Source organism: Variovorax sp. J2L1-78 (assembly GCF_030317205.1).
Lineage (GTDB): Bacteria > Pseudomonadota > Gammaproteobacteria > Burkholderiales > Burkholderiaceae_C > Variovorax > Variovorax arabinosiphilus.
Map to the genome: position 1 here is coordinate 223911 of NZ_JASZYB010000002.1, position 11740 is coordinate 235650.

Here is an 11740-nt window from a genome sequence, read left to right on the forward strand (position 1 = left end):
GCCGAGGTGAACCGCATGCCGGTTCGATGACTGCCGTCTATTGATCTAGCCGTCTGGAGAGCCATCGCCCTGGCGCGATGCACCGAAGGAGCAACCCCGTCGCACGTCGCGTGCGGGCGAATCTCTCAGGTACCAAGGACAGAGGGAGCGGCAACCCGAACCCCGGATCCGACCAGCGACCACAGGGCTGGTCGTGCATCCGCCGTTTGTGCCATCCCACAAGGATTTGGACCATGCGCGTGATTGTTCTGGGCGGCGGGCTGCTTGGCGTCGCTTCGGCCTACTACCTCCAGCAACTCGGCCACGAGGTGACCGTGATCGACCGCCACGGCACGCCCGCGGCCAAGGTCCGGGGCCTGGTCGACACGCCCACGCCGGCGGCCCCTCTGCCCACCTACCGTCCCGGCACCTCGTGGCGCGCCGCGTTCGAACGCGTGCGCAACCGCGTGCATGGCTGGACCGGCTACCTGACCGGCACCGCCCATCGGCCCACGGAGCGCATGGAACATCTGGCGCGCCTGGGCGCCTACAGCCGTGAAAGCGTGCGTGCGCTGGGCCGCGAGGCGGGCGTGACGCAGCCGTCCCGGGGTGCAGGCTGGATGCGGATCTACACCGACGCCGAGGCCTTCGGGCAATTCGCACGCAATGTGCCGCGCCTCCATGCGCTGGGCTGTGTGATGCACCTGCTCTCGGCGGACGAGGCCCTGCGCATCGAGCCCGCGCTCGAACCCCTGCGCGGCCAACTTGCCGGCGCCGCCTTCACGCGCGAAGGCACCTCGTCCGACGCCGCCGGTTTCGTGGGCAGCGCCATCTTCATGTGCCGCGCCGCCGGGGTTCACTTCCTCATGAACCACACGGTGACCCAGCTGCATGCACGCGAGGGCCGGGTCGACCATGTGGAACTGCGCAACGCCGACGGCGAACGCACCACGCTGCGTGCCGACGCGTACGTGATGGCGCTGGGCAGCGGCAGCGCGCCCGTGGCGCAGGGACTGGGCGTGCCGCTGCGGCTGCGGCGGGTCCACGAGCATGTGGTGCTGCTGCCGCTGAAGAACCCGGCGCAGGCCCCGCAGGTCATGCTGCAGGACCTCCACAGCCGGCTGCGCCTGCAGCGCGTCACGACGCCGGACGGCGACCGCCTGCGGGTCTGGACGACGGTGCGGGCCGGGAGTGCCGCCGCCGCGCTGCGCGACGACGTGCGGCTGGCGCGCATGCTCGCGCGGGTCGAGACCTTGCTTCCCGGCCTGGTCGACGCGCGCGGCGCGGTGCTGACCACCACCCCCTATGCACGCAGCGCCAATGGCCTGCCGCTGATCGGCCGCACCCGCATGCGCAACCTGTTCCTGAACGTCGCACCGGGCGCACCCGGCTGGATCCACGCCTGCGGCGCCGGCAAGTCGATCGCCCGCATCGTCAGCGGGATGTCGCCCGAGGTCGAATTCGCCTTCGCGAAGGGCTAGGCGACGAAGACGGTCAGCACGCCGGTGTAGCCGTACACGTGGTGGCGGGCGATCTCGCCGGCCGCGAAGAAGCCGACGAGCGGCACGTCGCCCAGCGCATGCCGCACGATCTGCATCTCGGCGTTGGGGGCGCCGAAGTGCGGCCCGCCGCGGCCCGAGCAGCTGACGTACACCGCACCGGCCACGCGCCGTGCCGGATGCGGCGCCGCCTCGGCCTCGCCGGCCGCCACCGCGCGTGCGGTCGCCAGCGTCTGCTCCTCGGGCTCGAGTTCCTCGCGGATCTCGGCGCAGATGCGCATCAGGTCGGCCCGCGCGGCCTGCGCGTTGCGCCGGCAGAAGCTCATCCGCATGCCGGCTTCGGCCACGTCGGCGATCGCGATGCCGCGGCGTGTCGGGTCGAGTCCGATGATGTGGCGCACCAGCACGTCGGCCCCGAGGTCACCGGTGCGGCGAATGCCGTCGCTGCCCGCATCGACCAGGCCCACCAGGGTCGCGCGCACCGCTTCGATCGCGGCCTGCGGCTCGTCCAGCGACACCTGCAGCTCGGCCAGCAGCACGTCCAGCGCCGGCTCGCCGTCGAGCGTGAGCAGCAGGTTGCCGTCGGCCTCGGTGATCTCGCGTTCGCGCGACACCGGCTGGCAGCCCTGCGTGACGCGCGACACCAGCCGCACACCTTCGCCGAACAGCACGCCCGACATGCCCCCCGAGAAAACGCCGCCGGCCGCGCCGTGGCCGCGGATGTTGCCGTTGCCGCCGATGGCGAACTGCAGCGATTCGTCGCGCCCCGACGAGAGGCCGCCGAACAGGTAGCCGGTGTCGGTGCGCCCGGCCATCTCGCCCACCAGTTCGGCGAGCTCGGGCGTGCGCGGGTCGGCATGGACCAGCGCCGTGTGCGCCTCGAAACCGGCCATCTCGGAGCTGCCCAGCGGCGCCACGCCGGAGAACACGCGGTACTGGTCGCTGGGCAGCGCGCACAGCATCAGGCTGAGCGCGGGCTCGTCGAAGTACTCGGCGTTGTTGGCGGCCACGCCGACGGCGACGGTGCCGGACCAGTCCGTCACCTCCGGCAGCTCGGCGCTCAAGTGGTCGAGGATCTGCTGCGCGTCGTCCGCGTAGTGATCGGTGATGTAGAGCAGGCCCAGTGTCGGCGCGGAGGCGTACTCGGGCAGCGCCATCTGTGCGCGCACCTGGGCCAGGGCGAGGCCGGCCGCCATGATCCATTGCGGATGGGTGGCGTGGCCGGTGGGAAAGAGTTTCATGCGCGGGGTCCGGAAGGTTCGGGAGGGGCGCAAGGCGGCGTCATCGGCTCCGTGAGCGCGATGCGGCCGGCGTCTTGCGCGCGGTGGTCTTGGTGGTCTTCTTCGCTGCGGCCTTCTTCGCTGTGGCCCGCTTCGCGGGCGCCGGCCGGGCAGCCGGTGCGGCGGTGCCAGGCATCTTCAACTGGCCGGCGTCCTCCACGGCAGTCTGGGCGATCTGCTGGAACTGCTGCGTGAGCGCGTTCCACCACTGCAGCGGGTCGACCACGCCGGGCGTGGCCGCCGCGTTCTTGCTGGTCTTCGGCGGGGGCTCGGCCGGCGACGGTTCGGCCTCGATGGGCTCGGGGGCGGCCGCCTCGGCGGGTGCGCTCGGCGGCGCGGCCGGGGGCGCCATCGGCTCGGTCGCGGCGGTGCGGGTGAAGGCCTTCGCCAGGTCTTCCATCTGCACGTTCATGCCGCGCAGGGTCGACAGCGTCATCTTCTGCACCTCGAGCGCCTGGATGGTCGCCTTGAGCGCATGGCCGTTCTGCTCGAGCCAGTACTGGACCGTCTTGAGCTCCTGGATGCGCTTGTCGACCTCTTCCACCGACAGCGTCGGGGCCACCCAGCTCGACAGGCTGGGCATGCCGGGAACGGCGCCGCCGCCCGGGTTCGCGCCGCCGGCGAGGTTCTTCAGGAAGTCGAAGCCCGGGACAAACTGGCTGAAGGCGAAAGGGGATGTCGCATCGTTCATGGGTGTCTCCGGCTGTGGGCTCGCCAGCTTACTCCAGGGTGCCTGCGGCGCCGTCGGCGATCAGTGCTTGTGCATGTGCGCCGGGGCCGCGCCGGCGGGCGCCGCCGAACGCACCGGCGCGTTCAGCGAGAGCGTGCTCTTCGCGCCCTGCGCATCCTGGAACTGAAGCGTCAGCGGGACCGTCGTGTCCTGGGCGATCGGCTGCTTCAGGTCCATCAGCATCAGGTGGTAGCCGCCAGGCTTGAACTCGACCGTTTTGTGCGCCGGCAGGTCGAGGCCGGCGACGGCGCGCATGCGCATCGTGTCGCCTTCCATCTTCATCTCGTGCACCTCGGCCACGGCGGCGACCGGTGTCGTGACGCCGACCAGGCGCAGACCGGCGTGCGCCGTGAGCTTCATGAAGGCGCCGGTGCCGCTCTGGCCCGGCACGGCGGCGCGGACCCAGGCGTCCTGCACCTCGACCGGCGCAGCCGGCTGGGCGAGCGCCGATGCGCCGGCGGCGGCGAGCGCCATGCAAAGCGCGGCGCGCCGCAGCGAGGGGATCAAAGTCATGCAGGTCTCCGGAAGATCGGGTGAAGAACGGTGGAGTGGAAGGCGGTGCGCGAGTTCAACGACATGGCGTTGCGGCGGTGCCGCGAACAATTATCGGCGCCGACATCGACACGTCTTGCAACAGATAATCGACCCGTGACCTATACCTTCGCCTCCGCCACGGTGCTGCTGCTGCTCATCTGCGACCCGCTGGGCAACATCCCCATCTTCGCCAACGCGCTGCGGCACGTGGCGCCCGAGCGGCGCGCGGGTGTGATCCTGCGCGAGGTGCTGATCGCCTTCGTGCTGCTGCTGGCCTTCATGTTCGTCGGCGACAGCTTCCTGCGGGTGATGGGGCTGTCGGGCCTGTCGCTGCAGATCGCGGGCGCGGTGGTGCTCTTTCTCATCGCGCTGCGCATGATCTTCCCGAACCACACGGCCTACGAGAGCACCGACACGCGCGAGCCGCTGATCGTGCCGCTCGCCATTCCCGCCCTGGCCGGCCCATCGGCGCTCGCCACCGTGATGCTGCTGGTGTCGCAGGCGCCGCAGCGCCGGCTCGAATGGATCGCCGCGCTCAGCGTGACCATGGCCGTCTGCGCGCTGGTGCTGGTGCTGTCCGACCGCATCCAGCGCCTGATCGGCGACCGCGTGGTGCTGGCGCTCGAACGGCTGATGGGGCTGATCCTGGTGGCGGTCGCGGTGGAGATGATGATCCGCGGCCTCAAGTCGCTGGCGCTGGAGATGGGCCGTTGAGCGCGCGCGGCTTCGTGGCCCGCGCGGCCGCCCTGCTGCTGGCGCTGTCCGGCGCCGCCGCGCATGCCGTGCAGGACTGCGACCTCCACGGCGAGCGCGTCAACCCGGCCAACGGCAACACGACCCAGGGCAAGACCGGCGTGATGCGCTGCAAGGACCGCGACAGCGGCGAACTGCAGCGCGAGCAGGAGCTGCGCAACGGCGTCTTCATGGGCGCGGTGCGCTACTACGACCGCGGCAAGCTGGCCAAGGAACACAGCGTGAACGCCAAGGGCAACCTGCACGGCCGCGCCCGCGAGTTCTACCCCGACGGCCAGGTGCTGCGCGAGGCGACCTACGACGACGGCCACGAGGTGGGCCTGGTGCGCAGCTTCCACCCCAACGGCCAGCTGCGCCGGGTCGCGTTCTACGCCGATCCGGGCGGCGAGCGCGCGTCGGCCGAGTTCACGCCCACGGGCCAGCTGTCGGCGCTGCGCTGTGCCGACAAGGCGGTGCTCGCGCCGGCGGCGGACGATGCGCGGCTGTGCGGCTTCAGCGGCAGTGCGCCGTCGCAGGTCGAGCTGTTCGACGCCAAGGGCGGCCTGCGCGCGCGCCTGGCTTTCGTGGCCGGCAAGCGGGTGCGCAGCGAGCGCCTCTACGACAACGGCAAGCCGGAATCGATCGACGAGCTCGCGGGCAACCAGCGCATCGAGCAGCGTTTCTCGTCCGAAGGCGTCAAGCGCTACGAACTGACAGCGCTCGTGGTCGAGCGCGGCAGCGTGAAGCAGCGCGAGGCGGAGTATTCGGAGCGCGGTTCGCTGGTGCGCGAGCAGCGCTGGAACCCGGCCGGTGCGGCGCTCAGCGACAACAGCTTCTACCTCAACGGCCAGCCGCGCAGCACCACCGTCTACAGCGGCGAGGGCCTGGCACGCGTGGCCGACATCACCGAGTTCCACGACAACGGCCAGCGCGCCGCACAGGGCCGGTTCAGCGCCCCCGCACCGCGCGGCCGCCTGCTGCCGGTGGGCCTGCACCGCCGCTTCGACGACGCGGGCCGCCTCCAGAGCGAGTCGGCCTACGACGACAAGGGCCGCGTCATGCGCGAGCGCACCTGGGACGCCAACGGTCAGCCCGACCGCGACGACGAGGTGTTCCCGGACGGGTCGCGGCGGGCGTACGCGAAGTAGGCGCCGTCCGCCGCGTCTCAGGGCTCGCCAGCCGCGTCGGCCTGCGCCTTGAGTGCACTCGTGGCCGCTGCAGCAGCCGCCGCCCGCTCCCGCCCACCCGGCGCCACGATCTCCTGATCGATCGCACCGAACAGGGAACGGCCGTCCAGCCCCTTCATCTCGATGCGGATGGTGTCGCCGTAGCGCATGAAGTCGGTGCTGGGCTGGCCGTCCTGGATGGTCTCGATGCAGCGCTTCTCGGCGATGCAGGAGTAGCCCTTGGGCCACTCCATGCGGCCGTTCTTCTCCACCCCCTTGTTGCTCACGGTGCCGCTGCCGACGATGCTGCCGGCGCGCACGTTGCGCGTCTTGGCGACATGCGCGATGAGCTGGCCGAAGTGGAACGTCATCTCGTCGCCGGCGTCGCACAGGCCGACCTTGCGGCCGTTCCAGCTGCTCTGCAGCGGCAGGTGGACGCGGCCTTCGCGCCAGGCCTCGCCCAGCTCGTCGAGCGTGACGGCCACCGGGCTGAAGGCGGTGGCGGGCTTGCTCTGGAAGAAGCCGAAGCCCTTGGCCAGTTCGGCGGGGATGAGGTTGCGCAGGCTGACGTCGTTGACCAGCATGACCAGGCGGATGCCGTCGAGCGCCTGCTCGGGCGTGACGCCCATGCGCACGTCGCCGGTGACGACCGCGATCTCGGCCTCGAAGTCGATGCCCATCGATTCGCTCGGCACCACCACGTCGTCCATCGGTCCGATGAAGTCGTCGCTGCCGCCCTGGTACATCAGCGGGTCGGTGTAGAAGCTCTCGGGCACCTCGGCGTTGCGAGCCTTGCGCACCAGTTCCACGTGGTTGAGGTATGCGGAGCCGTCGGCCCACTGGTAGGCGCGCGGCAGCGGGGCCATGCACTGGGCCGGGTCGAAGGGGAAGGCGTGGCGCGCGCGACCGGTGTTGAGCTCGTCGTACAGGTCTTGCAGCTGCGGGCTCAGGAAGCCCCAGTCGTCGAGCACCTGCTGCAGCCGGCTGGCGATGCCGGTGGCGTAGTGGGCGAGCGTGAGGTCGCGCGAGACAACGACCAGCTGGCCGTCGCGCGAGCCGTCCTTGAGGGTGGCGAGTTTCATGGGAACGTCGGTGCCGGTGGCGGCATCGCAACTAAACTGGTTGAACGGGCGGCAGTGTACCGAGGTGAACCTCCGGCGCGCCGCCCGATCAACCCCTGACCATGACGTCCGCCCTCCTCCCGTCCCCCGGTGCCGCGCCGCCGGAGCGCCCGCCTTGGCGCACGCTGGCCGCGGTGGCGGCCGTGGTCGTCGCGGTGCATCTGGCGCTGCTGGGCTGGGTGTCGGGCGCGATGCGGCGGCCGAGCACGACCCCGGCCGAGACCTTCATCACGCGGACGATCGTGGTCACGCCGCCCGCGCCGCCGGTGGTGGAGGCGCCGAAGCCGCCACCGCCGAAGCTGGCCGTGACGCCGAAGCCGAAACCACCGCCCAAACCCCGCCCGGCGCCGCCCGCGCCGGCACCCGCCGTCGAGCCGCAGCCCGCCACGATGGCCGAAGCACCGGCTGCACCGGCCGAACCCGACACCCCCACGACGGCGGCCAGCTCGAGCGACGCCGGCCCAGCCCAGGCATCGGCGCCCGAGCCGGCCGCGAGCGCGCCACCCGCAGCATCCGCGGCGACCGAGCCCCCCGCCACCGCCAAGCTGCCCGGTTCGGTCCGGCTGAAGTTCTCCGCCACCGGCCAGCTCGGGTCGGCGCCGATGAACCTCTTCGGTGAGCTCGAATGGAAGCAGGACGGGCAGGCCTACGACGCGCGCCTGTCGATGGGCGCGCTCTTCGTCACGCTGCGCTCGCAGCACAGCCAGGGCACGATCGGCCCGGGCGGCATCGAGCCCGTGCGCTTTTCCGACAGCCGCAAGGCCGAGGTCGCATCGCATTTCGTGCGCGACAAGGGCCAGGTCGTGTTCAGCAACAACACGCCGCCGGTGGCCCTCATGCCCGGCGCGCAGGACCGCCTGAGCGTGATGCTGCAGTTGGGCGCGCTGATGGCGGGCGACCCGGCGCGCTACACGACCGACGGGGCGATCGCCATCCAGACCGTGGGAACGCGCGACGCCGACCTCTGGATCTTCAAGATCGGCGAGGAGGAGGAACTGCACCTGCCGGCCGGCGACTTCGTCGCCCGCAAGCTGACCCGCAACGCGCGCAAGCCGTATGACGACACCGTCGAGCTATGGCTGGCGCCGGCCCTGGGTTATCTCCCGGTACGGTTCAAATTGACACAGGCGAACGGCGACTTTGCCGACATGCGTTTGCGCGAACAACTGCCGGCCGGCGGGCCGAATTGAGGGGTCAATGCCCTTTCGCGCACAGAAACTGCGATGCTTCTTGAAACTGGCGCGTTGATTGCTATCTAACACCCATGAACGCCATCGACATCCTCACCGGCCCCGCCATGAACATGCTGTACGACTCCGAATCGTTCGTCGTCGTGCATGTGCAGCCCACCGAGGGCGACGCCCCCATCGAGCCGCACCTGCCGGTGCTGGCCCGGCACGGCTTCGAGATCGTCGACAAGCGCTCGGGCAAAGAGGTGTACCTCGACGGCTCCTGGGCCGAGCTGTTCCAGCAGCAGATCTCGGCCTGGCAGCTGAACACGCCCACGCAGGAAGAGGTCGAAGACACGCTCGAGGGCTACGCCGAACTGGCACACACCCCCGTGCTGGTCCACTGATCTGGCGAGCGGCCATGCCTCGTTCACGCCTGGCCGCATCGCATCTCGCCCTTTTTCTGGGCTTTGCCCTGCTCGCCGGCTGCGCGGCTTCGCCGCCCGCGGCCGACTCACCGACGGCCCGCCGCATGGCCGCCCTGCTGCCGTCCGACGTCGTGCTGATCGGCGAGCAGCACGACGCGCCTGAGCACCATGTCATCGAGCGCGAGGTCGTCGAGGCGCTGGCCGCACGTGGCAGGCTGGCCGCGCTGGCGCTGGAGATGGCCGAGGAAGGCAACGGGACCGGCCACTTGCCGTCCGACGCCACCGAAGAACAGATCCGCACCGCACTGAGCTGGAACGACAAGGCCTGGCCCTGGTCTGACTACGGCCCCGCGGTGATGGCCGCGGTGCGCGCCGGCGTACCGGTCCTGGGTGGCAACCTGCCGCGGGAGCGCATGAAGGACGCGATGGCCGATGTCTCCCTCGACGCGCAGCTGAGCGAGAGCGCCCGGCAGGCGCAGCAGAAGGCCGTACGCGAGGGCCACTGCAACCTGTTGCCCGAGTCGCAGATCGGGCCGATGACACGCATCCAGATCGCCCGCGACCGCGCCATGGCGCAGGCGGTGATGAAGGCGCGCCAGCCGGGCAAGACGGTGCTGCTGATCGCCGGGGCCGGCCATGTGCTGCGCTCGCTGGGCGTCCCGCAGCACCTGCCGAGCGACCTGAAGGTGGCGACCGTGCAATTGCTCGCCGCGCCGGCGACAGCCGCGCCCCAGGGCCCGACCCCCAACTACGACAGCACCTGGGTCACGCCGCCCCTGCCCCCGCAGGACTACTGCGCCAGCTTCAGGCGTGCTGCTTAGGCCGCCTTCTTGATCGCATCCGCCAGCGTGTTGACCAGCGTGTCGATGTGCGACTTCTCCACGATGTACGGCGGCGCGATCACGATCACGTCGCCGGCCGGGCGCACCAGCGCGCCCTTGTGGAAGCAGTCCACGAAGATGTCGTAGGCCCGCTTGCCCGGCGCGCCGGCCATCGGCGCGAGTTCCACCGCCGCCGCCAGGCCCAGGCTGCGGATGCCGATCACGTTGGGCAGCCCCTTGAGCGTACTGTGGAAGGCGTTGCCCAGCACCGGGCCCATCTCGCCGGCGCGCGAGAAGAGCTGCTCCTTCTGGAACAGCTCGAGCGTCGCGATGGCCGCGGCCGCCGCCACCGGGTGGCCCGAGTAGGTGTAGCCGTGGAAGAACTCGACGACATGCTCGGGCGCGTCGGTCTTCATCATCGCGTCGTACAGCTTGTCGCGGCAGATCACGCCGCCCATCGGGATCACGCCATTGGTCACCGCCTTGGCGAAGTTCAGCATGTCCGGCACCACACCGTAGTAGTCGGCGCCGAAGTTGGTGCCCAGGCGGCCGAAGCCGGTGATGACCTCGTCGAAGATCAGCAGGATGCCGTGCTTGTCGCAGATCTCGCGCAGGCGCTTGAGGTAGCCCTTCGGCGGCACATACCAGCCGGCCGACCCGGCGATCGGCTCCACGATGATGGCCGCCACGTTGCTCGGGTCGTGCAACGGCAGGATGCGCTGCTCCAGCTCCAGCAGCGGGTCTTCGGCCCACACCGGCTCCTGGTTGTGGATGTAGGCATGGTTCACCGGGTCGTGGATGAAGCGCATGTGGTCCACGCGCGGCAGGAAGGCCGTGCCGAAGGTCTTGCGGTTGCCCGGGATGCCGCCGACCGACATGCCGCCGAAGCCCACGCCGTGGTAGCCCTTCTCGCGGCCGATGAACACATTGCGGTGCCCTTCGCCGCGTGCGCGGTGGTAGGCCAGCGCCACCTTGAGCGACGTGTCGGCGGCTTCCGAGCCCGAGTTGCAGAACAGCACCTTGTTCAGGTCGCCCGGCGCCATCGCCGCGATCATCTCGGCGGCCTTGAAGGCCTTGTCGTTGCTGACCTGGAAGGCGGTCGCGTAGTCGAGCGTGTCGAGCTGCTTCTTGATCGCCTCGTTGATCGGCTTGCGGTTGTGGCCCGCGCCCACGCACCACAGCGACGAGATGCCGTCGACCACCTTCCGGCCGTCGTGCGTGGTGAACTCCATGCCGTCGGCGGCGGTGAACACGCGCGGGTCCTTGCGGAAGGCGCGGTTGGGGGTGAAGGGCAACCACTGATTGTCCATGTTGAAGTCGGGGGTGGTCATGGGTCGCTCCTCTGCTGAACGGACACGGGAAAAAAGAACGGTCATTCTGGCACTCCGACCGCATTCCGGCAGGGCTGCGACAATCTGCGCCCTTATGAGCGCGTACATCCTGACCCTTTCCTGCCCGGACCGCACCGGCATCGTCCACGCCGTCTCGGGCTTCCTGTTGGAGCGCGGCGGCAACATCGAAGAAGCGGCGCAGTACAACGACCACGGCACCGGCCTGTTCTTCATGCGCGTGCGCTTCGCCTGCACCGCGCACGGCCGCGATGCCCTCGCCAAGGAACTGGGCGAGCTCGCCGTGGGCTTCGGCATGGACTGGAAGCTGCACGACGCCGCCCAGCCGGTGAAGACCGTGATCCTGGTGAGCAAGGAAGGCCACTGCCTGAACGACCTGCTGTTCCGCTGGAAGAGCGGCCTGCTGGCCATCGACGTGCGCGCCATCGTCTCGAACCACCGCGACTTCTACCAGCTGGCCGCCAGCTACAACGTGCCTTTCCACCATATCCCGGTGACGGCGGCGACCAAGCCGCAGGCCGAGGCGAAGCAGCTGGAGATCATCGAGGCCGAGGGCTCCGAACTGGTGGTGCTGGCGCGCTACATGCAGGTGCTGAGCAACGACCTGTGCGCCCAGCTGGCCGGCCGCGCCATCAACATCCACCACTCGTTCCTGCCCAGCTTCAAGGGCGCCAAGCCCTACTACCAGGCGCACGACCGCGGGGTGAAGCTGATCGGCGCCACCGCCCACTATGTGACGGCCGACCTCGACGAGGGCCCGATCATCGAGCAGGACGTGGCCCGCGCCGACCACACCGACACGGTCGAAGACCTCACGGCCCGCGGCCGCGACACCGAAAGCCAGGTGCTGGCCCGCGCCGTCAAGTGGCACAGCGAACGCCGCGTGCTCATGAACGGCCACAAGACGGTCATCTTCAAGTAGCCGCCGACCG

Annotated in this window: 12 protein-coding genes and 1 riboswitch; of the genes, 7 read left to right on the forward strand and 5 right to left on the reverse strand. The window is 70.2% G+C overall.

Annotated features, from left to right (window positions below):
• Window positions 1-43 precede the first annotated feature (43 nt).
• A riboswitch (glycine riboswitch) is annotated at window positions 44-152 on the forward strand.
• Window positions 153-233: 81 nt separating this feature from the next.
• Window positions 234-1460, forward strand: coding sequence for an FAD-dependent oxidoreductase (locus tag QTH86_RS14900; protein WP_286646991.1), 1227 nt, complete (start codon window positions 234-236; stop codon window positions 1458-1460).
• Here the strand turns inward: QTH86_RS14900 and QTH86_RS14905 are convergent.
• The 3 genes from QTH86_RS14905 to QTH86_RS14915 are packed head-to-tail and all read right to left on the reverse strand — an operon-like array spanning window position 1457 to window position 4001.
• Window positions 1457-2719 carry an FIST signal transduction protein gene (locus QTH86_RS14905; protein ID WP_286646992.1) on the reverse strand — a complete coding sequence of 421 codons (1263 nt, stop codon included), beginning with the start codon at window positions 2717-2719 and terminating at the stop codon, window positions 1457-1459. The genes QTH86_RS14900 and QTH86_RS14905 overlap by 4 nt on opposite strands.
• A gap of 40 nt (window positions 2720-2759) precedes the next feature.
• Window positions 2760-3449, reverse strand: coding sequence for a PhaM family polyhydroxyalkanoate granule multifunctional regulatory protein (locus tag QTH86_RS14910; protein ID WP_286646993.1), 690 nt, complete (start codon window positions 3447-3449; stop codon window positions 2760-2762).
• A gap of 60 nt (window positions 3450-3509) precedes the next feature.
• Window positions 3510-4001, reverse strand: coding sequence for a copper chaperone PCu(A)C (locus QTH86_RS14915; RefSeq protein ID WP_286646994.1), 492 nt, complete (start codon window positions 3999-4001; stop codon window positions 3510-3512).
• Window positions 4002-4136: 135 nt separating this feature from the next.
• On the opposite strand from QTH86_RS14915, the gene QTH86_RS14920 reads away from it, so the two are divergent.
• Together QTH86_RS14920 and QTH86_RS14925 are read left to right on the forward strand one after the other, a co-directional pair.
• Window positions 4137-4736 carry a MarC family protein gene (locus QTH86_RS14920; protein WP_286646995.1) on the forward strand — a complete coding sequence of 200 codons (600 nt, stop codon included), beginning with the start codon at window positions 4137-4139 and terminating at the stop codon, window positions 4734-4736.
• Complete coding sequence (locus tag QTH86_RS14925) at window positions 4733-5902, forward strand: toxin-antitoxin system YwqK family antitoxin (RefSeq protein WP_286646996.1); 1170 nt, start codon at window positions 4733-4735, stop codon at window positions 5900-5902. The genes QTH86_RS14920 and QTH86_RS14925 overlap by 4 nt, the downstream gene beginning before the upstream one ends.
• Window positions 5903-5919: 17 nt before the next feature.
• Here QTH86_RS14925 and QTH86_RS14930 read toward each other — a convergent pair whose 3' ends face one another.
• Window positions 5920-7002, reverse strand: coding sequence for a fumarylacetoacetate hydrolase family protein (locus tag QTH86_RS14930; RefSeq protein ID WP_286646997.1), 1083 nt, complete (start codon window positions 7000-7002; stop codon window positions 5920-5922).
• A 101-nt stretch (window positions 7003-7103) separates the two neighbouring features.
• Between QTH86_RS14930 and QTH86_RS14935 the strand changes: the two genes are divergently transcribed.
• The 3 genes from QTH86_RS14935 to QTH86_RS14945 all read left to right on the forward strand — a co-directional run bounded on the left by QTH86_RS14935 (window position 7104) and on the right by QTH86_RS14945 (window position 9459).
• Window positions 7104-8231: a DUF3108 domain-containing protein gene (locus QTH86_RS14935; protein WP_286646998.1), complete on the forward strand. Its 1128-nt coding sequence runs from the start codon at window positions 7104-7106 to the stop codon at window positions 8229-8231.
• Between the two features lie 74 nt (window positions 8232-8305).
• A complete protein-coding gene (locus QTH86_RS14940) occupies window positions 8306-8617 on the forward strand; it encodes a BTH_I0359 family protein (RefSeq protein ID WP_435455677.1) in 312 nt (103 codons plus the stop codon).
• A gap of 14 nt (window positions 8618-8631) precedes the next feature.
• Entirely contained in the window at window positions 8632-9459 is an 828-nt protein-coding gene (locus QTH86_RS14945) for a ChaN family lipoprotein (RefSeq protein WP_286646999.1), read from the forward strand.
• Here the strand turns inward: QTH86_RS14945 and aptA are convergent.
• Entirely contained in the window at window positions 9456-10790 is a 1335-nt protein-coding gene (gene aptA / locus QTH86_RS14950) for an omega-aminotransferase AptA (protein ID WP_286647000.1), read from the reverse strand. The two genes, QTH86_RS14945 and aptA, sit on opposite strands and share 4 nt — an antisense overlap.
• Before the next feature lie 94 nt (window positions 10791-10884).
• Between aptA and purU the strand changes: the two genes are divergently transcribed.
• On the forward strand, window positions 10885-11730 hold the full coding sequence (gene purU, locus QTH86_RS14955) for a formyltetrahydrofolate deformylase (RefSeq protein ID WP_286647001.1): 846 nt from the start codon (window positions 10885-10887) through the stop codon (window positions 11728-11730).
• The last annotated feature ends 10 nt before the right edge of the window (window positions 11731-11740 follow it).